We start from the raw sequence: 19904 nt of genomic DNA, 5'->3' as shown, positions 1-19904 counted from the left end.
CCCTTCGAGACTCTTGCAAACCTGTTCTCCGTACCGCCGCGATTCCCTATGTTTACTGCGTCGGATCCCTTTTTGGGTCGCCTCTTGGCTCAGCGTTATCGACTTGTACATCTGCTGGGACAGGGGGGCATGGGGCGAGTCTATTTGGCTCAAGATTTGCTCTTTGGTGGGGTGGAAGTGGCTGTCAAGCTGCTTTCCCAGCCGGCAATGGATCGGCGCACCCGCCTGCGCTTTGAACGGGAAGCGAAAGCCTGCGCGGCTTTGGGCCAAAAAAGCCTGCACATTGTCAAAGTCAATGACTATGGCCTTACCCCCGATGAGGTGCCTTTCTATGTGATGGAATACCTGAACGGCCAAACCCTCAAGGATATTCTGGCCGCAGGGGCTTTGCCTTTGGAGCGCTTCTTCCGGCTGGCCCGTCAAATTGGCTTGGGGTTGAAAGCAGCCCACGAGGGGATCCTCATGGAAGGGCAACGGGTGCAGGTGATCCACCGCGATTTGAAGCCGGCCAATGTGATCGTGGTGGCCGATGACAGTTTTGGGGAACTGGCGAAGCTGGTGGATTTCGGCATTGCCAAGCTGCTCAATAGCCATGAATCTTTGAGCTTTACCCATGCCTACCTGGGAACGCTGGCCTATTCTTCCCCAGAACAGCTGGAAGGGTTGCCGCTGGACGTCCGTTCCGACATCTACAGCTTCGGGATCATGCTGTACCAGATGGTGTCCGGGGAGATGCCCCTCAAGCCCACCACCGAATCTTTCCCGGGCTGGTACCAGGCCCACCACAAGCACCGGCCCATCCCTCTAGAAGACTGGGGACTGAAGTTTCCGCTGCCCGCCGGTTTGTCTGACTTGATCCTCGGTTGCCTGGCCAAAGATCCTGCCGCCCGCCCGCAGTCGGTGGCCAATGTGTTGGCGGAGCTGGAGCACATTCAAGCCAGAGCACGGGGATCTATTGCCCCTCAGGTCCCAGTCGCCTCGTCGGAAGAGGCTGCCTCTGGCCCACTTTCTGGAGGTCTCCCTGCCGCTGCGCCGTCCTTGGTTACAGCCGGTACTCTGCGGCTCAGGCCCCTGACGGCGGTCGCCGAGGTCGGGAACGGGGGATCCCTGCTTTGGGTGCGCCTGATTCCCTTTCTGATGGGCGGGCTGCTGGGCTGGGTTTTGGTGAGTTGGCAATGGGGACAGTTGCTGCAGCGCCCCTCGGCCCCCCGTGTTTCCGGGCCAGGATCTCGTCCGGCAGTGGAAGATCCCATTGCCCCAGAGAATGCCCATCCTATGCCTGCGGAGCTTGTCCCTGAGCCCCTTGTTTTGGCTTCAGAGCAGAACGGACGGCGGGATCCCGCGCCGGAGCTGGAACCCTACAACAGGAGCGAGCTGGTGTTTCGCGCCTTTCCCTTGGAGACTTCCCGCGAGACGGTACGAGCCAGCCTGGGATCCCCCAGCCAGCAGGGGCAGGGCGCTTGGCCCAATACCGTGTACGACCTGTACCGCTTTGGCGGGGTGGACTTGGGCCTCACCTACGACGAATCCAGCCTGGCCCTGCGGCAAACCGAAGCCACCGTCACCGCTGGCGTACCCACCCCGCAAGTGGAAGGCCTCTTGGAGGATATGCTGCAAGCCCCCTTGCCTGCTCAACTGCAGCGAGAACTGCAGGCTGTGCGCGAGGGACGTTCCGGGCGAGTGCAATTCCGCGTTGGCCCCTGGGCCGGCGTGATCGAGCGCAGCGCCCAAGGTCACCTTTACATGGCCCTCTGGGATCCCACGCTGCCCAGCGGTGCTCCACCACCTTCTCCCTCCTCTCCCACCCTACCCCCGGCTGCCCCCGTTGCCCGGCCTCCCAAGGCCCGTAACCTCAATTCAGCAGCAGGCGGCCCTCGTCCCGGCCAGACCATGCAGGAGCTGCTGCGCCGTGCGCGCGAATTGCGGGGGGACTGAGCCATGTCTGCTTCTGAAGACAAAAAGCCGCTGTTGAGCACCGTCGCTCGCCTCTTCAAAACTCTGGCGAGGCCCTTCCCTATCGGGCCTACAGCTCTCCTCAAACCCCCCGAACCTCCTCCCCCCAAGCGCCCGGTGCGCCTGCGGATTACCTGCCCAGGAGAGCCCCCCCAGGTGGTTGCCCTGAAGGGATCCGACATTCTCGGTCGCAGCCAGACGGTGGCCACCATTCGCATCCCTGCCCCCGCGGTGAGCCATCTCCACGCCCACATCCGTCCCCGCCCGGATTGGCGCCTGCCCGGTCTGGGTTGGCGGATCCCGTTGCCCCCTATTCTCTACTGGCTGGGGTGGAATGCCGGTCGCTACCAGCTAGAAGATCAAGACTCGACCAACGGCGTTTTCCGCCTCAAACCCTTCGGTGGTGTCGAGCGGGTGCGCCGGGTGATCTTGCGGCATGGCCAGCAACTGAGCCTTGGCCCGCCTCGGGATCCGGAGAGCGTGGCCATAGAGGTGCTGGATCCACCCCCACCACAGGTGTATGGGGTGCGCGGCTGCCTCATCCTGATGGTAGTCTTGGGGCTGGGGGCAAGGATTTGGATCGGCCATGAGTGGAGCAAGTTCTCAGTGGAACCGCCCCTCTCCGCAGATCGCAACCCCCTGATCGTCCTGGCCGGGGATCAGCAGACGGAGCTGCGCCGCCATCAGGGGGACACCTACCGGGAGCTGCCCAACCTAGAAGCTTTTGGCCCAATTCTGCCCAAGGTGGTGGTCGCCGCTGAAGATCACCGCTTTTACTCCCACTTTGGGGTGGATCTGCTGGGCATTGCCCGCGCCTTCTGGGTGAACCTGCGCTCGGGGGAAGTGCAGCAGGGGGGCAGCTCCATCAGCCAACAACTGGCCCGCACCGTGCTGCGGGACTACACCGGCTCCGGCAACACCTTCGGGCGCAAGCTGCGGGAGGCCGTCGCTGCCCTGAAGCTGGAACAGCGCTACAGCAAAGACGAAATCCTCGCTCTCTACCTCAACAATGTTTACCTGGGCAACGGCATCTACGGCTTTGAGACTGCTGCCCAGTTCTATTTCGGGATCCCAAGCCGCCAGCTCAGCCTTTCCGAAGCTGCGACCTTAGCGGCCATTTTGCCCGCGCCCAACGCCTTTAACCCCGTCGCCAACTATGATGCCGCCGTTCGAGGCCGGGATCGGGTTTTGGATCGCCTGAGCGAGCTGAAAGTCTTCCCCGAAGAGGAGATTCGGCGGGCCCGGCGCAGTCGCCTCACCCTCAACCCCAATTTGCGCTCCCAAACCTCGACAGTTGCTCCCTACTTTTACAGTGCCGTCTTCCAGGAGCTGCGGCAGCTCTTGGGCCAAGACCTCTCGGCAGAGGGCAACTTCATCATCGAAACCACGGTGCATCTGCCCTACCAGCGTTTGGCAGAGCAAGTCCTGGCCCAAACTGTGCGCGAGGCGGGATCCCGCTTGGGCTTCAGCCAAGGCGCTTTGGTCAGTCTCGACAGCCGCAACGGCGAAGTGCTGGCTTTGGTGGGCGGGATCGACTACAACGCCAGCCCCTTCAACCGGGCTACCCAAGCTCAAAGGCAGCCGGGCTCCACCTTCAAAGTGTTCACCTATGCGGCTGCCCTCACCCAGGGGATCCCTCTCTCCCAAGTGTTGTCTTGCGAGCCCCTCACCTGGGGCAACCTCACCTTTCGCGGCTGTCGCTCGGGAGCGGCCTCTATGGATTTGGCCCGCGGCCTGATCCTCTCCGAAAACGTGATTGCCCTGCGGTTGGCCCAACAAGTCGGTCTAGAGCAAGTGGTGGCGATGGCGCGGCAAATGGGCATCCAATCGCCGTTGCAACCCTATCCTTCTATGGTGATTGGCACCATGGAGGTGAACTTGCTGGAGTTGACAGCAGCCTTCACTCCTTTTGCCAATCGTGGCCTTTGGTCAAGGCCCCACACCATCCGCCGCATCTTGGATAGCAGCGATTGCGCCAACCCCAACGACTTTCGCACCTGCCGTGAGATTTACCCTGGTCGGGAGGATCCCCGCTCTCAGCGACTTGTCCTGCCAGAAACCGTCGCCCAACAGATGACAGCCGTACTGCAAGGGGTGATCAGCTCCGGCACCGGCACTGCTGCCCGGCTCGGCATTGGAGAAGCCGGTAAAACCGGCACCACCACCGCCAACAAGGATCTGCTCTTTATCGGCTACACGCCCAACCCTCCCCTGGTGACCGGCATTTGGCTGGGCAATGATGACTCTAGCCCAACACGAGGAAGCAGCAGCATAGCCGCTCAAACTTGGGGAAATTACATGAGACAAGTCATTACCAATAGTTTGACGATGGTTCAATAGAGCAACTCCGAGAGCAGCCTTGGCAATTGGCAACCCCAAATCCTGACAACCCGACAGAAAACTCTCCTGCATCCCAAGTGAGAAATGCCTAATAACCAGTTTGGCCGTACCCCTCAATAAACCCACAATCTAGGTTCACCCACTTTCTCAGCGCAGATCTCGGCCAAAGGGCAACAACGACAAAATAATTAACTTCATGTGTTGTTTGGCAAAGGGGATCCCAACAATGGTGATTGCCAGAATCACAGCCCAGAAGAGATGGTTAAGCACCAACGGCCAGCCAAACAGCAATAGCCAGATGACGTTAAAGATCAGCAGCAGCAGGCTGTTGGCATCGGGATACTCCACCACTTCCTTTCCGAAGGGGGCAAGCACTGCAAACCCCAGTTTGATGCTCTGCCAGCCAAAGGGAATGCCGATGATTGTCAGGCAAAGGCTCAGTCCTCCTAAGATGTAGCCCAAACCTGTCAGCAAACCCCCGAAGATTAGCCAGATGATGTTGCCAATCAAGCTCATGATTCAGATCCTCCACCGTTGAGACCAAATTGCAGGGTACAAGAGCAGAACCAGCCTTCCTGTTCGACATCCATACTCTAACCAGCTGTTGGCCAAGACTGGGATCCCAAAATCTGCTTCTTTCCTGGGCTCTAGCGTTCTGCGTCACCGAGGGGAGCGGGCTCCATCACCGGAGGCACTGCGGCCCTATTCACCTTGCAGGGCAGAATGCGGTTCAGAAAGCGGAGGATCCCCCAAACCCAACTGACGGTGATCACCCAAAAGATCCACAACCCGCTTGCCCACGGTTGCGGCAAGTCCAAGGCCATCCCCCCAATCATTGGGCCAAGAGCAAACCCCGCCGCCCAGCAGAGGGAGTTGACCGACAGATACACCCCCCGCAAGTGATCCGGCGCCAAATCCGCCACCAAAGCAGAGGCAGAGGGGTTGTAGCTCACCAACGCCAAAGAGAGCACCGCCAGCGCCAAGACTGCCACCGCCGGGGCCGGAGCCCCCAATTCCGCCGCCAGACCGCTAAGCCAAACCAAAAGAAATCCCACCCCCCACATCAGGGCGGATCCCTGCAACCCTTGGATGCGCGTCCGGCGATTCAACCAACGGGCCACCGGCATCTGCAGCAGAGCGATCAAGGCCCCATGCAAGGCAAACAAAATGCCGATTTGCACCTCTGGGATCCCTACCCCATTGCGGAAGTAAAGGGGCATGCTGCTGCTGAGCTGGGCCACATAGGTGGTGAACAGGATATTCGACAGGCCAAACACCAAAAGGGAGCGATCTCTAAGGGCGGTTTTCCAACCTGCCAACACAGGCTCTGCTGCCGGACAAGTCGCCCGAGTTTCCCGGATAAAAAACCAAAGTACTGCCAGAAAGATTAGAAAAGTGACACCGTCGATTACAAACAAGAGTCGATAGGCCCCCGTCAGAGCCACCAGCGTGCTGGCCATAGCCACCCCAAGGCTGAGGCCCAGGTTATCCCCCAGACGGTTGAGAGCGTAGGCTTCGTTGCGCTGCTCACGAGTGGTTAGATCTGCTACAATCGCTTCCGCAGGCGGCCAGTACAACCCCTGCCCCAAGCCTGCAGCCACATTGGCCAGAGCAAAACTCCAGAAGTCATAGGAGAGCGCAAACCCAAACGACCCCAAGCTGGAAATAGCCAGAGAGAGGATCAAAGTGGAACGGCGCCCCCAAGCTCCATCGGCCATCGAGCCGCCCAGGATGCGGCCAAACACCCCGGCAAAAGCCATAATGCCTAGCCCCAGGCCCACTTGGGTGGCGGTCAGCCCCACCTGATTCACAAAAAAGAGACTGGCATAAAACAAGGTAAAGCCGGTTCCAGTTTGGGAAAGCAGCCGACCGATAAAGATCAGCCAAACCTGAAAACTGAGCTTCGGCCACCAAGAAGGGATCCACATGTTGAGTGCAGCAGGATGTTGAGTGCAGCAGGGGAGGGCCTACCTAGCCTACGGGATCCCGATCCTTGAGGCCAGGGCAAGGAGCCTGCTCTGACAAGTAAACTGAAAATTTGTGCAGCCAGGCTTGATGTTCGTTGCCAGAAGGCTCTTCACCCAGCGAGCCAGCAGACAGGGCAACCCATTTCCCCAACTCCAAATATTCGCTCAACAGCCGCGCCAACTTATAAACTCGATAATCGAGCTGCACTAAGCTACTTTTCATCTGCCCCAAAACACCCAGTCCTCTTCTGAGCCAACTTACAACCTTCAACCTTTCCCAAAACCTGCTGAGCAGGAAGCCAACCCCCATCTTGCTTGCTGCAGCCGAGGCCCAAGTTCCCTTTGCCCACAACAGAGCACCTGTAGCTCAGCCGCAAACCTGGACAAAGCTAGAAGAAGCTGTGCCTTACAGTTCTAGTACCAACAATTTTAACTAACGGGTTAACTAACGGGGGTGCGGGGGCAATAGGTCCCATGCTCTAGCCGCAGGGTGAGCACTGGGATACATGGATCCCCGCCATACCCCTGAGCGAAATCTGTAGTAAAGCCTACTTATGCTGGCGGTAACCTACAAGTACTGGGCTTATCCAGATGCCTCCCAACAAACCAGCTCACGGGCGGACGACGGGGATTGACCTGGTTTTGGAGCAATTCCTGACGACTTCAGAGAGCGCTTTTGGGAACGGCCCAAGGGCTTCAAAGCCCTGCAAGGCCAGCTGAGAAGGCTGCAACCCAGGGGGGCGAGAAAACAGCAGGGGTCTTGCCACTGGAAGAGAGCACCACTGCAGGTTGCCAGGATGCAGCAGGGCATTGCCAATGGTTGCCAAGAGTTTCATTTCCAGAGGGCCCATTGGCGTTGAGACCGAGGGCAGACCCTCTCTATCTTTTCTTTGTGGAAGATCTTTGTGGAAGACCTCAAGGCCAAGGGCTGGGCAAGGGGGATGTTGCCCAAGGATTGCGTCGAGGCTGCCTGGGGATAGATTCTCTGCCTTCTGGAGTGGGTTTGCTGGAAGGGTGGGGTGGACTTTGCCAAGGTTGACCCCAAAGGAAGCGGCCAAATCGGTTGCAAGTGCTGGGGGATGGTTAGCAACAGCTGGGCTGTCGGGGGGCCTCAGTGCCCTGAATGCCGGTACCGGGTGCATCGGGACTCAGCCTCAGCCTTGGGAACTGTGCTGGGTGGATTAGAGGTTGTTTTGCGAGCTGGCAGTAGCCAGGGAGGCTGGGGAAGGAGAACCGCCTGTCCAGTTGTTTTGTCGGGGGTTGTAGACCCAGGCAAGTGGCGTGGGGCAGGAATGCCCAACTGTGAGGTAAGGACTCCGTCCTGCTGACGGGAAGGGTAGCCCGCGCCCTGTCCACAGGACGAGCGCCGGGAGGATGTCACTCCTCTGTCCAGAAACGCTCGGAAAGATATTTGTCAGCCCCGTCGCAAAAGATGGTCACCACCACTCCAGAGGAGAGCTGACGGGCCACCTCTAGGGCTGCCACCACATTGGCGCCGGCAGAGATGCCCACCAGCAGGCCTTCTTCCAACGCCAAGCGCTTGACCATTTTCTGGGCTGCTTCTGTGGAGATCTCAATGTGCTGGTCAGGCAGGGTGGGATCGTAAATCTCGGGTTTTAGAGCTGTGGCCATGTGCTTGAGCCCTTCCAGGCCATGGAAGGGAGAGTCGGGCTGCATGGCAATGATTTGGATATCCGGGCGATACTCTCGCAGGCGCCGCCCCACCCCCATACAGGTGCCGCTGGTGCCTAGCCCGGTAACAAAATGGGTGACCTGCCCCTGGGTTTGCTCCCAAATCTCCACCCCAGTGGTTTCGTAGTGGGCTTGCCAGTTGGCGGGGTTGCTGTACTGGTCAGGGTAGAAATAAAGCTCGGGGTTTTCCGCATAGAGGGCGCGGGCTTTCTCGATGGCCCCATCGGATCCCAGAGCGGGATCTGTCAGAACCAAGTCCACGCCATAGGCAGCCAGGATCTTCTTGCGCTCCGGGCTGGCGTTGGCGGGAAGGGCCAGCTTGACTTTGTAGCCCAAGGCCGCCCCGATCCAGGCATAGGCGATGCCGGTGTTACCGCTGGTAGCATCCAGGATGATCTTGCCGGGGGTGAGCTTGCCCTGGCGTTCGCCGGTTCGAATCATGTTGAGGGCCGGGCGATCCTTGACTGAACCCCCAGGGTTGTACCACTCTGCCTTGCCATATACCCGTACCGATTCCGGCAAATCGGCAGCAACCCGCCGCAGACGGATCAGCGGCGTCCCCCCCACCAGCTCAATAGGGCTATCCACAGCAGGGAGTAACGGGCGAGAAGAAAATGCAGTCGGATACAAGGGGGATCCCTCGCTAGACAGGCATCGGCTGGACAACCATTGCTCATCTTACCCCGGTCTTTCCGGCCTCTTGGGAGCTTTTTAGTTTCCCCCTCCTGCCCAAGTTCTGGCTAGGCTCCAAGTAGGCTCTAAGATGGGGGTAGAAAAGTGGGATTTTCCCACAGCAGGATGACGCGGAGGGGCATGGCAGAAATCGGGATTGTAACTGCCCAACAGTTCGACCGGCGACGGGGCCAGATCCATGTCTACGACGGCGAGGGCAAAGGCAAGTCCCAGGCGGCCCTAGGGGTTGTGCTGCGTTCCATTGGCTTGGGGATCGAAAAGGCGGCCCCCAGCCGGGTGTTGCTGGTGCGGTTTCTCAAGGGGCCAGGCCGAACCTATGCTGAGGATGCGGCCATTGCGGCTCTGCAGCGAGGCTTCCCCCATCTCATCGATCAATTGCGCACCGGGCGGGGAGAGTTTTTTGGCCCAGACGAGATCACCAAGTTTGACCGTCAGGAGGCCCGCCGTGGCTGGGACGTGGCCAAAGGGGCTTTGGCGTCGGGGTTTTACTCGGTGGTGGTGCTGGATGAGCTCAACCCGGTGCTGGATCTGGGCCTGTTGCCTGTGGAGGAGGTGGTCAGTACCCTCAAGCAAAAGCCGGAGGCCATGGAGGTGATCATCACCGGGCGCGGCGCTCCCAAGGAAATTATCGACCTGGCGGATTTGCACTCGGAAATGCGCAGTGTCCGGCGGGCGACGGATCCCCAAAACGGCCAACCCCCTTGCAGCGGCATCGAGATCTACACCGGCAACGGCAAGGGAAAATCCACCAGCGCTCTGGGTCGGGCTCTGCAGGCGATTGGACGCGGCATCAGTAAGGATCTCTCCCATCGTGTACTGATCATGCAATGGCTGAAGGGGGGAACGGGCTACACCGAGGATGCAGCCATTCGGGCCCTGCGGGAAAGCTACCCCGATTTGGTGGATCACCAGCGTTGCGGTCGGGACGCCATTGTCTGGCGGGGCAAACAACAGGAAATCGACTATGTAGAAGCGGAGCGGGGCTGGGAGTTGGCACGGGCGGCCATCGCTTCTGGCCTGTACAAAACCATCATCTTGGATGAGTTGAACCCGACGGTGGATCTGGAGCTGCTGGACGTGGAGCCGATTGTCCAGGCTTTGCTGCGCAAGCCGCGGGACACGGAGATCATCATCACGGGGCGGTGCCATGCCCCCTTACCTTACTTTGAGCTGGCCTCTGTCCACTCGGAAATGGTGAGCCACAAGCACTATGCCGAGCAGGGGGCCGATCTGCGGCGCGGGGTGGACTACTGATGGGATCCTTGCTGCTACACAACGCTGTCGCGACTGCAGCGGTTGGGCAACCTTTGCCCTCGGCCAGATCTGATCTCTCTTGGCCACCGGATCCCAGGATGCTGGCCCAGTTGTTGCTTACCCTTTTCCAGACGGAAGTGTGGGTGGAGGGAGGGGAGCGTGTTCCTGCTGGCCCGCTGGTGGTGGTGAGCAATCACCGCAGTTTTCTGGATGCACCGGTGCTGATCGCGGGGTTGGGCCGACCGATTCGCTTTGCCTGCCATTACTACCTGGCTCAGGTGCCGCTGCTGCGGGAGATCGCCTTGGCTTTGGACTGCATTCCCCTCAAGCAGGGATCCCGACAGCAAATCCATTTTTTTCGCCAGGCACAGGCCAGTTTGGCGGCGGGCGTGGGGGTGGGGATCTTCCCAGAGGGGGCGGAGCAGATCACCCGTGAGACCTCGCCTGGGGAGGTGGGGCGGTTTCAGCCGGGTTTTGCCCACCTGGCACTGGCGGCAGCGGTGGATCCCTTGCCGATTCTGCCGGTGGCGGTGTGGGCGCAGGAAGAATGGCGGGGGATGGATATTCCCATGGCTTTTTTCCGCTGGTTTGACCCCACTGAACCCCGATTTCAACAGGAAGGGGGACATCCGGTGGTGTTGTATCGGCGGGTGGTGCTCAGGGTGGGATCTCCCCTTTGGGTGGGCAGGAAGCAGCGCCAGGGATCCCGACGCGAGCGAATGCAGGTCATTCAAGAGCTAACTGCAGCGGCCCGAGAACAGGTGCGATTGGGATTGGCAGAGAGATGAGAAAGTTGAGTGGCGAGCCGGTAGCATCTGCCTCTAGCTTGGTCAGCCCGGCAACGGGAGCGGTCGGTCAGGAGCGGCCCCTGCTGCTGTATTTGCCCGGTATGGATGGCACAGGTACGTTGTTTTACCGGCAGGCGCAGGCTCTGCAGCGGGAGTTTCGCATTCGCCCCCTGAGTTTGAACCACCCGGAAGCGGGGGATAGCTGGGAAACCCTGGCCGATTGGGTGGGATCCCAGCTAGAAGCGGGGGCGTACTTGTGTGGAGAATCCTTTGGGGCCTGCCTGGCCTTGTTGGTGGCCGCCCAATGGCCGGAACGGTGCCGCGGCCTCATTTTGGTCAATCCAGCCTCGTCGCTGCGACGTAGGCCCTGGTGGTGGGCAGGGCATGTTCTCCTGCCTTTTTTGCCACCGGGGCTCTATCACCAGTTGTCGGAGCGAGGGTTGGGGGCTTTGGCGGAGCTCAGCCAAATGGAGCCGCCGGATCGGGAGCGGCTGCGCCAGGCGGTTCACAGTGTTGAGCCCACAGTAGCTGCTCAGCGCTTGGCTTTGCTGGGATCCTTTGCTGTGGAGAAGCTGCCCCTGGAGTCGATGACCCTGCCAACTTTGCTGGTGGCGGGGGGGCGGGATCGCCTGTTGCCCTCGGTGCAGGAGGTGGGCTGGCTGGCGGAACGGCTGCCCCAGGCGCAGGTAGAAATCTCGCCCCAGAGCGGCCACGCTTGCCTGCTGGAGCGGCGGATGAACCTGCGGCGTTACCTGCTCAAGCCGGATGGCCTTTTTGCCCCTCTGCTGCTCAATTCTGCTTCGGCCCATTGAGCATGGACAGGGATCCCCACAGATCTTCTATCCGCTCTGGGCAGGAGCTATCCTTCCCCTCTCGATCCAGCCAAAGGGCTCGCAAGCCTGCTGCTTTTGCCCCCTGATAATCGTCGCGGCGGCTGTCGCCAATGTGGCCGGCGGTTGCGGGGGGGATCCCGTGGGCTGCCAGGGCAGCTTGGAAGATGCGAGGATCGGGCTTGGCATAGCCCACTTGGGTGGAGAGGGTGAGGGTGGAAAAGTAGGGATCCAACTGCAACTGCTGCAGCACCCTGGGCAAGCGGCTGTCGAAGTTGGAGATCACCCCCAACCGGATCCCTTCCTGCTGCAGGGCCCGCAAAGCCGGCAGCGTCTCGGGATACAGCTCCCAGGGATCCGCCCCGGCAAAGTGCTCAAACAATTGGGCGAAAAAGTCTTCAAACCGGTGCGCTCCGAAGGCAGCCAGGGATCCCACCCGGGCAAAAGTCTCCCGCACCACCTGGCGCCACCAGGTCCGCTCCCACTCCCGCAAAGGGGATCCCGTCAATCCTGGGCAGGCCGGGGCTGGAGCCTGGGCAAAAACTTGGCCAAAAGCGCGATCCAAGGCCTGGGGATCCACCCTTACCCCATACTCCGCTGCCACCTGGCTGTAAACCTGGCCCACGCTGCCCCGCACCCGAAACAAAGTGCCCACAGCGTCGAAAAAGAGCACCCTCATCTTCACGACTGCCCCTCGTAGCGGGCGTAGGCATCGACAATCCGCTGCACCAGAGGGTGGCGCACCACATCCCGCTGGTCGAAGTAGCAAAAGGCAACCCCCTCTACCCCTGTCAGAATACGCTCTGCCGCTGCCAGGCCGGACATGCGATGTTTGCCCAGATCCGTTTGGGTGAGATCCCCGGTAACCACCATACGCGACCGGAATCCCAGCCGCGTGAGGGCCATCTTCATCTGCTCGGGGGTGGTGTTCTGGGCTTCGTCCAAAATGATGAAGGCATTGCTCAAAGTACGGCCTCGCATATAGGCCAGCGGCGCCACCTCGATCACCCCCTGCTCCATCAACTGCGGCAGCTTGGCCGGGTCGATAAACTCGAACAGGGCATCGTAAAGGGGCCGCAGATAGGGATCCACCTTTTCCACCAGATCCCCCGGCAAAAACCCCAGTTTTTCTCCCGCCTCCACAGCCGGGCGAGTCAAAATCAAACGCTCGTACTCCCGGTTTTGTAGGGCAGCAATGGCCACAACGGCAGCCAGATAGGTTTTTCCTGTGCCCGCCGGTCCAATGCCAAAGCAGAGGTCGTGGGTGCGAATGGCTCGCACGTACTCCTGTTGGCGGGGCGTTTTCGGTCGGATAAGCTCCCCTTTGCGGGTGCGGGCCAAAATCCCTGCTTGTGCTTGCTGGTAGGCGGCAGCCTCTTGTCCGGAGAGGGCGCGAAAAGCTTGCTCTGCATCGATCACAGTGACGGGGTGCCCAGTTTGCCAAAGCGGCCTCAGCAATTCTAGCCATTGCCGCACCTGCTGCCGCTGTTGGGGAGTGCCTTTCAGGTACAGGTCTTGTCCGCGCAGCGTTACAGAAGCACCGCTGGAGCGACTGATCCACCTCAGGTTGGCCTCCTGAGTGCCCGCCAAAGACATGGCCTGTTGAGGATTGGACAGAGAGATGACTTCGAAATCAGAAGAGAGGGAAGTAGGGTTGTCGTGCATGCCGTGGGCGCCGGGCACCCTGGGAGACCTGTAGGGGTGATCTTACCAAAAACGCTTGTCAGGGCGCTCTGGGCTGTGGAAAGCCGCTGCAGAGCCCAGGGGTCGAGCGCAAGAGTGCTTAACAGGCGATTACACCATTAATGTGTTCCAAAATACAAGCTTCTGGAAGATCTGCAGCAAACCTGGATTTGGGTTCTGGCCTTCATTCGCAGCCAAGTCACAGGGGATTAACAACTCTCTAAGGTTCCCTAAAAAAGTATTGCAAAGGGCTCTTTTTTCGGGAATAGCTCCTATTCATCAAGTAAAGTTGATCTATTGCTAAAGGGGCTTGAACTCCCAACCTCTCATCCGTTTGGGCAAGAGCTTGAGGTTTTCAGCTCCGTTGGTCATCGTGCATCTGACATTCTCCATCCAGCAGCAGGGATGTGGATGGAGGTCTCTTACAACCTTTCCCCAGGCTCCTCTTGGGGATCCCTGTGACTCCTTAATTTCTGAGCAAGAGGCTCATCCCTTCTGGAGTCATTTTGAAAAATCAGATGGAAAAAGGAGAGATAGATGTTTACCCAATCTGCGTCTGATACCCTGGGGTTGGCACAACTGGATTTGGCGCAAATTCCGCGGCAGATCACCTGCGATGGCAGTGACTTGGATTGGAGCCAGGCCCTGGCCATCGAAGGGATCCAACCTGAAGAAGAAGCTTTACAGGCTTGGATGGCTTTCCGTGACCTGCGGGTGAACCAAGAGGCGGGCAACATTTTACGCTGGCAAGGGCGTCCGTTGCGGGCCAGCCGTATCCGCTTTTTCCCCAGGAATGTGGCTTGGCGCTATGGCTTCTCGTTTTCCACCAGCATCCGCTCGCCCCTTGGCAAAGGGATCCCGACCCCTGAGGAGTGGCGCTACCCGGGCCTCTGCCGCTACGGGATTGTGCTGTTTCAACCCAACGCCCAACTGGTGGCCCATCAGGTTTTCGAGTCCTCGCCAGAGCAGCCCCAAGAGGTGGATCTGGATCCCAACCTGGATATTGCCTTCAACATCAATGACGCCAAGGGCAGCTACGGCGACAATAGCGGCAGCTTCGATATTTACCTGCAGGTGGTGAGCTAGACTCACCCAACCCCAGGAGGGATCCCGGCTGATCGCGATAGCGGGACGGAGTCTTTGCAGGGCGGGTCAGGGGGCAGTTGCCGGGTGGGATCCCATCCCCTACAATGAGTGAACTGGTGGCTGGATCCCAGCTTGCCATTGCCCTTCCTGGCCCTGGAGAGGTGGCTGAGTGGTCGAAAGCGGCTTCCTGCTAAGAAGTTACGGGGCCCAAAAGCTCCGTCGAGGGTTCGAATCCCTCCCTCTCCGTCCATATTTGCTGACCAAGGTTGTTGACGTCCTCTGCGCGCCGTTAGCTTACTTCCCCATAGCGGTAGGGCGGGGCTTTTCTCAGTAGCTCGGGCGTCTCAGACTAACCTGAAACGACCATAGAGGCCAACCCCGCTACCAGTCATGGGTCGTGGAAGCAGGAAGAAATCAGAGCATGACTCTAGTCAATAATAAGCTCAACTATACTGAAAATAATGTATAATATGTTCAGTACGGATTACTACCAGTTGATCTTTCTGTTTACTTTCGAGTCTGCCAACATGGTAGCCAAAGCAAAGCAGAAAATTGGTAGTAAGACGACACGGAAACTGCGCTTTGGGTATTCTACTCAAAGCTTTGCGGGATACCGCCATTCTGTTTGGAAACAAACAGAATGCTATCGCTGCATAGTTGAACAGTGATGTTCAGCAGTGTTCAGCGTAAATGTATCAGACGTCACCTCCTATTGGGGTTTCGTAAGTTTTTCAGAGGGGTGTAGTCCTCAATCCAAATAGGCGCTCAACTCCTGCTCCAATGTAGGCAGTTGCACCTCTCCCTGCTCCAGCTCTTCCAAATCTTCCAGTTGCTTGCGCAAACGGGCGATCCGCTCTTGCAGGCACTCTTTGATGCCTTTGGCCCCCAAACTGAGACAACTGCGGCAGACTTCCCCGTAGATTTGCCCGCGGTCGTTATAGACCACCGCCAGCAACACTTGGTGCCCTTTTTTCTGGATGGGGTTGGCCCATCCCCCACAGATAATGCAGGGCACTCGGCCATTGCCCCCGTAAATGCTGCGTTCCCAGACGATTCTCACGCTCAGCCTCAATGCAACTTGTTGCCCACCAGCATAAAAACCCACGGGGATCCCTTGCCACCCCAAGATGCCGCGTTCCTTCCCTTCCCATTGCGGTGAAACGGTTTGCTGGTTAAATGCCTGCCCCCCTCTCCCCCTGGGAGAGGGGCTTGGGGGTGGAGGCCAAAAAGGGATCCCAGTGGCTAGGTGCTGGGCCGGGCAGATTGAGAGCGGTCGATGGTGCGATAGGTGAGGCTGGCAGCCACCTCTAGAGCTTTGGCGGCGTCGCGGAAATAAAACCCCAACTCCTCATCCTTCTCCGTGCGGTTGGGCTTATTGAACTTGGCCTTGAACTGCACGTTGCAATACATGGCCAACCCCACCAGAACCTCTGACAGTCCGTGCTGGTTGATCAGCCGCTCCACGTCCGTAAGCAGGCTTTTGATCAAGGCATCGGCTACTGGTTCTGGCAAACTGTCCAGGTCGTGCATGGGGGCTCCTCAACCAACGAGAGCAAACAAGCCAACGGGTCTGGGATCCCGAAGGCAACCTCTCCTGATTTTCCTGCATCTTTTCCAGAATGCCCAATCCCCTTGCCAACGCTACCACCACTGCCGCAGCCAGCCCCACAGGCCCGGATACCGAATGGAGCGCTCCTGGGCCGCTTGCTCCAGATGATGGGCGTGGTCTTGGATGCCGGGATGCCGCAGACGATTTAGGCGAATCAAATAGGCGTAGCGGCGGATTTGTTCTCGCAACTGCTCTGGGGGAAGGGCAAAGCACGCTGGGCAAAGGGGGCCGAGATCCAACCCCTTATCGTTGAATAGGTGACGAACTCGCTTCCCGCCCGCAAAACGCTTTCCGCAGGCGGCACAGTAGCAAGCTGAGGGCTGGTTGGCAAGGCGCTGCCAGCGAATTCGCATGGTCTTCCCGACAAAAAGGCAAGCAACGTGCAGGCAATTCGCTGTAGCCATAATAGGCTAGAAGCTGGTGAGCAGAACCCAGGATGGGGGGGCCTGGAGTATCGAAAACCATGCCGCAACTCTACGACTGTGTCATCGTCGGCGCCGGCCCCGCCGGCGGATCTGCTGCCTACCATCTGGCCAAGCGGGGACGCTCGGTGCTGGTTCTGGAAAAGGATCCCTTGCCCCGCTACAAACCCTGTGGGGGGGGAGTTTCTCCTATGGTGGCGGCTTGGTTTGACTTCGACTTTGGCCCCGCCATTTCCCTCAAGATCCGGCAAATCCGCTACACCTGGCGTGGTGGCGATCCGGTGGTGGTCGATTTGGATTTAAAAGAGCCCGTTTGGATGGTGCGGCGGGATATTTTCGACCACTACTTGATTCAGCAGGCGCAAAAGCAAGGGGCTGCGCTCCAGGCAGAATGCCCCGTCTCCGGCCTTGAGTGGCAAAGTGACCACTGGCAGGTGATGACATCCGCCGGCCCGGTCTGGGGTCGGTACGTGATTGGGGCCGATGGGGCAAAAGGCTCGATGGCCAAGTGGCTGGGCTTTCAGGAACGCCGTCGTCGCCTGGCTGCCGCCTTGGAAGCAGAAGTGCCCCTCTCGCAGCCGCAAACTGCAGCCGCCCATTTTGACTTCGGCGCCGTCAGCAATGGCTACATCTGGAACTTCCCCAAGGCTGATGGCTACTCGATTGGAGCCGGCACCTTTCGGGGTGGAGAAAAACAAAACCTGCGGGAAATTGCCGCCCAATATGCCCAAAGCTTTGGCGTAGACTTGAAGTCGGTCAAGCCGTTTGGCCATCCCATCTGCCTCTGGGACGAAGATCAACCGCTTCACACCCAAAATGCCCTCTTGGTGGGAGATGCCGCCTGCGTTATCGATCCGTTTACCGCTGAAGGGATCCGCCCTTCCCTTCTCACCGGCATGTTGGCGGCCCAGGCCATCGATCAAGCTCTAGGCGGGGATACAGAAGCTCTGGCGAACTACTCTGCCCGCGTGCAGCAGGAATGGGGCTCAGAAATGCGCTGGGCTAAGCGGATTGCGGCGTTGTTCTATCGCTTTCCGGGCGTGGGCTACAGGGTGGGCGTCAAACGACCGGGAGCCACTCGGCGCATGGGCCAGATCTTGGCCGGTGAACTGCGCTACAGCGATGTGGCCAGCTCAGCTATTCGCAAGTTAAGCGGTGGTCTGCTCGCCTAAGCCCGGCACCGACAGACGCGGGCGAGATCCAGGATCGTCGAAGCGCTTGCCGATCACCAGGCAGTTGCGACCATCGGCCTGGCGGCTGTAGCTGAGGTGAGTAGAGAGAGCTTTCATCAGCAAAATACCCCGTCCCCCCTCGGACTCAAGATTGGCGTTGGGCGATGTGGGATCCGACAAGTTCCGAGCAAATCCCTCCAGATCAAACTCCTGCCCCTGATCCCAGATGCGCAACTCCAGCCCTTGCGGCATCAGCAGCAGCTCAATGTCGATGGGCGTACTTTCCGGCAGAGCGCGGTGGGCGTGGCGAACGGCGTTGGTAAACCCCTCTACCAAAGCCAACTGACATTCCGCCCAAATGGGATCTGGGATGCCCGCATTTCGGAAAGACTCAAACCAGGTCAAAACCTGGTCAAGCGCGTCCAGGGTTGTGTCAACCCTCAGCGCAAACGTTTGCCTCTTGTCCAGAGGGATCCCTGCCGCGTTCAAAACCGAACCCCAACGATGAGGATTGAACTCAAGCCCATCAATCCTGGCCGGATTGACCCTACCAGATTCTAGACCAGAGCCCTGCTGGGACGTGTCATCCCCCATTTGGGGAGGTAGCTAGGGAGCGATGACCAAATCCACACGGCGGTTCCGCTGCCGTCCGGCTTCTGTGTCGTTATCGGCCACCGGCAAGGTGGGGCCAAAGCCAGAGGTTGTCCAACTGATGGGATGGCCTTCCGGCAGCAGCTTCGTCAAATAGTCCTTAACCGCATTGGCGCGGCGCAGAGAAAGGGCCAAGTTGTAGTTTAAGGGCCCGATGTTATCGGTGTGGCCATTCACTTGAACGCGGGCGCCGGGCATAGCTTCCAAGGACTTGGCCACCTGGGCCAACAGCGAGGCTGCTTCAGGTCGAATCTCGGCTTTGTCAAAATCGAACAGCAAATCGCCCGGCAGGCTGATGGTTTGGGTTCCCACCTGAAAGGAGGTTGGCGTTGTGGTCGGAGCCGGGGTGGGCGCAGAGGCGCTTTCTGCCCCTGGAGCGATCTCAGCAGCAGTGGAAGATTCCCTGACAGGCTCAGGGGCTGTTTGAGAACGCAGCCGTTGCAGCCGCGACTCCAGTTCCTCAATTCTGATCAAGAGCTGGATCACCTGCTGGCGGATCTCCCGAATCTCTGCCTCCAGATCCGTGGGGCTCTCATGATTTTCCTCTGGATCTGCATCTGCTGTTGGGCTGGCCACCGGAGGATTGGCCTGGGGCGGGGCCAAGGTGGGCAGGATCGGTGGTGTGGGAGAAGCGGGTTGAGTGGGAGAGATGTTGGTCTCCGGCTGGGGCTGAGGTTGGGCCTGCTGGGGAAGCACCATCCCGACCCAGATTCCGCTGCTGACCAAGAGGATCCCACTCAGGAAATGGAGAGCAACTGTTGAGCGTTGGGAGGAACGAGGCATCGCTGGCAAACCTTCGGCTGGGTGGGCGCAGGTAAGGAGCGGGAACTCCTCTCAACTCAACCCTCAAGACCCATCCTAACCGCCGACCCAATCTCGCCAAGGGGATTCTCGGTCGGTCCAACTGCCACTTCCCGCCATCTGCTGTGGGAGGCTAATCAAAACTGATGCGACCTCGATAACGCCCTATGAGGGTTAGGCCGTTGACGGGATCCGCCAAATCCGCCACAAAAGGGGGAAAGCGGGGATTGTCGCTGATCACCTTCACCTGGGACCCAGGCAGGCGCTGCAGCCGTTTGACCAACAGATCTCCATCCATCTGAAAGACGTAAATGCCTTCACAGCCCAGGTCTCCACCCTCTTGCCGCTCCACAAAGATCCAGTCGCCATCCTCCAAGGTGGGAGACATGCTATCCCCCTGCACCCGAATCAGGCTCAGCTCGGCAGGATTTCCCTTCAAGTATGTCCGCAGCCAGTTTCGCTCAAAAGCAACCACCGATTCGATCGATTCTTCCCGCACCAACGCCCCCGCTCCGGCAGAGGCGGCCACATCGACAAAAGGCACATACACATACTCTGCTTTCGAGCCGGGATCCAACTGCGGGGATCCCTCCCCTGTAATCAGCCAATTGAGGTTGACCTGGCCCACTTGGGCAATTTTCACGGCCTTGTCAATGCTGGGCACGGATCCCTTCAGGTAGCTGCGCAAGGCCGTATCGCTAATTCCGGCCCGTCGCCCAAACGCATAGACGGCTTCATCGCCAATCACCCATCGCAAGCGGTCTGCAAAAGAAGAGCCAGAGGAGATGGACATCGGCTTAACGCTACATATTGTGTATAAGCAGATTTTTACCACTATATCTTGACAAGTCAACAACCGGTGCAGCCATTTGGGGAGAATCTTCAACGTAAACTACCCGGCTCCGACCGCTAAGCGGTACGGAGCGGGCTTTCAGTAGCCCTGAGCCTGCTCTGCTCTACCAG

Annotated in this window: 19 protein-coding genes, 1 tRNA gene and 1 pseudogene; 9 read left to right on the top strand and 12 right to left on the bottom strand. The window is 59.1% G+C overall.

Annotated features, from left to right (window positions below; translation table 11 throughout):
- The first annotated feature begins 48 nt into the window (after positions 1–48).
- Together NW805_RS05580 and NW805_RS05575 are read left to right on the top strand one after the other, a co-directional pair.
- Complete coding sequence (locus tag NW805_RS05580) at positions 49–1935, top strand: serine/threonine-protein kinase (RefSeq protein WP_414421920.1); 1887 nt, start codon at positions 49–51, stop codon at positions 1933–1935.
- Between the two features lie 3 nt (positions 1936–1938).
- Positions 1939–4293 carry a transglycosylase domain-containing protein gene (locus tag NW805_RS05575; protein WP_414421919.1) on the top strand — a complete coding sequence of 785 codons (2355 nt, stop codon included), beginning with the start codon at positions 1939–1941 and terminating at the stop codon, positions 4291–4293.
- Positions 4294–4440: 147 nt separating this feature from the next.
- On the opposite strand, the gene NW805_RS05570 is transcribed toward NW805_RS05575, so the two are convergent.
- The 4 genes from NW805_RS05570 to NW805_RS05555 form a co-directional block, all read right to left on the bottom strand.
- Positions 4441–4809 carry a YccF domain-containing protein gene (locus NW805_RS05570; protein ID WP_414421918.1) on the bottom strand — a complete coding sequence of 123 codons (369 nt, stop codon included), beginning with the start codon at positions 4807–4809 and terminating at the stop codon, positions 4441–4443.
- A gap of 131 nt (positions 4810–4940) precedes the next feature.
- Positions 4941–6221, bottom strand: coding sequence for an MDR family MFS transporter (locus NW805_RS05565; RefSeq protein ID WP_414421917.1), 1281 nt, complete (start codon positions 6219–6221; stop codon positions 4941–4943).
- Between the two features lie 43 nt (positions 6222–6264).
- On the bottom strand, positions 6265–6483 hold the full coding sequence (locus tag NW805_RS05560; RefSeq protein ID WP_414331694.1) for a hypothetical protein: 219 nt from the start codon (positions 6481–6483) through the stop codon (positions 6265–6267).
- A 1154-nt stretch (positions 6484–7637) separates the two neighbouring features.
- Positions 7638–8582, bottom strand: a complete 945-nt coding sequence (locus NW805_RS05555; RefSeq protein WP_414421916.1) for a PLP-dependent cysteine synthase family protein — start codon at positions 8580–8582, stop codon at positions 7638–7640.
- Between the two features lie 168 nt (positions 8583–8750).
- Between NW805_RS05555 and NW805_RS05550 the strand changes: the two genes are divergently transcribed.
- The 3 genes from NW805_RS05550 to NW805_RS05540 are packed head-to-tail and all read left to right on the top strand — an operon-like array spanning position 8751 to position 11499.
- Positions 8751–9899 (top strand): cob(I)yrinic acid a,c-diamide adenosyltransferase, encoded by a 1149-nt coding sequence (locus tag NW805_RS05550; RefSeq protein WP_041436711.1) that lies wholly within the window; start codon positions 8751–8753, stop codon positions 9897–9899.
- A complete protein-coding gene (locus NW805_RS05545) occupies positions 9899–10687 on the top strand; it encodes a lysophospholipid acyltransferase family protein (RefSeq protein WP_414421915.1) in 789 nt (262 codons plus the stop codon). The genes NW805_RS05550 and NW805_RS05545 overlap by 1 nt, the downstream gene beginning before the upstream one ends.
- Positions 10684–11499: an alpha/beta fold hydrolase gene (locus tag NW805_RS05540; protein ID WP_414421914.1), complete on the top strand. Its 816-nt coding sequence runs from the start codon at positions 10684–10686 to the stop codon at positions 11497–11499. The genes NW805_RS05545 and NW805_RS05540 overlap by 4 nt, the downstream gene beginning before the upstream one ends.
- Here the strand turns inward: NW805_RS05540 and NW805_RS05535 are convergent.
- On the bottom strand, positions 11477–12196 hold the full coding sequence (locus NW805_RS05535; protein ID WP_414421913.1) for an HAD-IA family hydrolase: 720 nt from the start codon (positions 12194–12196) through the stop codon (positions 11477–11479). The genes NW805_RS05540 and NW805_RS05535 overlap by 23 nt on opposite strands.
- Positions 12197–12198: 2 nt before the next feature.
- Positions 12199–13182, bottom strand: a complete 984-nt coding sequence (locus NW805_RS05530; protein ID WP_414330856.1) for a PhoH family protein — start codon at positions 13180–13182, stop codon at positions 12199–12201.
- 555 nt (positions 13183–13737) lie between these two features.
- On the opposite strand from NW805_RS05530, the gene NW805_RS05525 reads away from it, so the two are divergent.
- From NW805_RS05525 to NW805_RS05515, 3 genes and pseudogenes are all read left to right on the top strand, one after another.
- The gene (locus NW805_RS05525; protein ID WP_011433891.1) at positions 13738–14286 is read left to right on the top strand and encodes a hypothetical protein; all 549 of its coding nucleotides are present in this window, start codon (positions 13738–13740) and stop codon (positions 14284–14286) included.
- 155 nt (positions 14287–14441) lie between these two features.
- Positions 14442–14532: transfer RNA gene (locus tag NW805_RS05520), tRNA-Ser, on the top strand.
- A 227-nt stretch (positions 14533–14759) separates the two neighbouring features.
- Positions 14760–14943, top strand: a pseudogene (locus NW805_RS05515) (hypothetical protein); the annotation flags it as partial.
- A gap of 91 nt (positions 14944–15034) precedes the next feature.
- Here NW805_RS05515 and NW805_RS05510 read toward each other — a convergent pair.
- From NW805_RS05510 to NW805_RS05500, 3 genes are all read right to left on the bottom strand, one after another.
- A complete protein-coding gene (locus NW805_RS05510; protein WP_414331199.1) occupies positions 15035–15346 on the bottom strand; it encodes a hypothetical protein in 312 nt (103 codons plus the stop codon).
- A gap of 182 nt (positions 15347–15528) precedes the next feature.
- Positions 15529–15816, bottom strand: a complete 288-nt coding sequence (locus NW805_RS05505; protein ID WP_011433893.1) for a hypothetical protein — start codon at positions 15814–15816, stop codon at positions 15529–15531.
- 111 nt (positions 15817–15927) lie between these two features.
- The gene (locus tag NW805_RS05500) at positions 15928–16248 is read right to left on the bottom strand and encodes a hypothetical protein (protein ID WP_414421912.1); all 321 of its coding nucleotides are present in this window, start codon (positions 16246–16248) and stop codon (positions 15928–15930) included.
- 110 nt (positions 16249–16358) lie between these two features.
- Here NW805_RS05500 and NW805_RS05495 point away from each other — a divergent pair, with 110 nt between their 5' ends.
- Positions 16359–17489, top strand: coding sequence for a geranylgeranyl reductase family protein (locus NW805_RS05495; RefSeq protein ID WP_414413554.1), 1131 nt, complete (start codon positions 16359–16361; stop codon positions 17487–17489).
- Here the strand turns inward: NW805_RS05495 and NW805_RS05490 are convergent.
- From NW805_RS05490 to NW805_RS05480, 3 genes are all read right to left on the bottom strand, one after another.
- Positions 17466–17978 (bottom strand): ATP-binding protein, encoded by a 513-nt coding sequence (locus NW805_RS05490; protein ID WP_414421911.1) that lies wholly within the window; start codon positions 17976–17978, stop codon positions 17466–17468. The genes NW805_RS05495 and NW805_RS05490 overlap by 24 nt on opposite strands.
- A 117-nt stretch (positions 17979–18095) precedes the next feature.
- Positions 18096–18923, bottom strand: coding sequence for an OmpA family protein (locus NW805_RS05485; RefSeq protein WP_414421910.1), 828 nt, complete (start codon positions 18921–18923; stop codon positions 18096–18098).
- 151 nt (positions 18924–19074) lie between these two features.
- On the bottom strand, positions 19075–19734 hold the full coding sequence (locus NW805_RS05480; RefSeq protein ID WP_414421909.1) for an XRE family transcriptional regulator: 660 nt from the start codon (positions 19732–19734) through the stop codon (positions 19075–19077).
- Positions 19735–19904: the final 170 nt, after the last annotated feature.

The organism is Synechococcus sp. W60.1 (assembly GCF_047461575.1).
In the GTDB taxonomy this organism is placed as follows: Bacteria; Cyanobacteriota; Cyanobacteriia; order Thermostichales; family Thermostichaceae; genus Thermostichus.
Note: the sequence above shows the minus strand (reverse complement) of the source record. Positions and strands in the feature narration are given on the sequence as shown.

Coding starts and splice junctions, on each gene's coding strand:
- NW805_RS05580 (WP_414421920.1), top strand. CDS start 49: ATGTTTACTGCGTCGGATCCCTTTTTGGGTCGCCTCTTGGCTCAGCGT.
- NW805_RS05575 (WP_414421919.1), top strand. CDS start 1,939: ATGTCTGCTTCTGAAGACAAAAAGCCGCTGTTGAGCACCGTCGCTCGC.
- NW805_RS05570 (WP_414421918.1), bottom strand. CDS start 4,809: ATGAGCTTGATTGGCAACATCATCTGGCTAATCTTCGGGGGTTTGCTG.
- NW805_RS05565 (WP_414421917.1), bottom strand. CDS start 6,221: ATGTGGATCCCTTCTTGGTGGCCGAAGCTCAGTTTTCAGGTTTGGCTG.
- NW805_RS05560 (WP_414331694.1), bottom strand. CDS start 6,483: ATGAAAAGTAGCTTAGTGCAGCTCGATTATCGAGTTTATAAGTTGGCG.
- NW805_RS05550 (WP_041436711.1), top strand. CDS start 8,751: ATGACGCGGAGGGGCATGGCAGAAATCGGGATTGTAACTGCCCAACAG.
- NW805_RS05545 (WP_414421915.1), top strand. CDS start 9,899: ATGGGATCCTTGCTGCTACACAACGCTGTCGCGACTGCAGCGGTTGGG.
- NW805_RS05540 (WP_414421914.1), top strand. CDS start 10,684: ATGAGAAAGTTGAGTGGCGAGCCGGTAGCATCTGCCTCTAGCTTGGTC.
- NW805_RS05535 (WP_414421913.1), bottom strand. CDS start 12,196: ATGAGGGTGCTCTTTTTCGACGCTGTGGGCACTTTGTTTCGGGTGCGG.
- NW805_RS05530 (WP_414330856.1), bottom strand. CDS start 13,182: ATGCACGACAACCCTACTTCCCTCTCTTCTGATTTCGAAGTCATCTCT.
- NW805_RS05525 (WP_011433891.1), top strand. CDS start 13,738: ATGTTTACCCAATCTGCGTCTGATACCCTGGGGTTGGCACAACTGGAT.
- NW805_RS05505 (WP_011433893.1), bottom strand. CDS start 15,816: ATGCACGACCTGGACAGTTTGCCAGAACCAGTAGCCGATGCCTTGATC.
- NW805_RS05500 (WP_414421912.1), bottom strand. CDS start 16,248: ATGCGAATTCGCTGGCAGCGCCTTGCCAACCAGCCCTCAGCTTGCTAC.
- NW805_RS05495 (WP_414413554.1), top strand. CDS start 16,359: ATGCCGCAACTCTACGACTGTGTCATCGTCGGCGCCGGCCCCGCCGGC.
- NW805_RS05485 (WP_414421910.1), bottom strand. CDS start 18,923: ATGCCTCGTTCCTCCCAACGCTCAACAGTTGCTCTCCATTTCCTGAGT.
- NW805_RS05480 (WP_414421909.1), bottom strand. CDS start 19,734: ATGTCCATCTCCTCTGGCTCTTCTTTTGCAGACCGCTTGCGATGGGTG.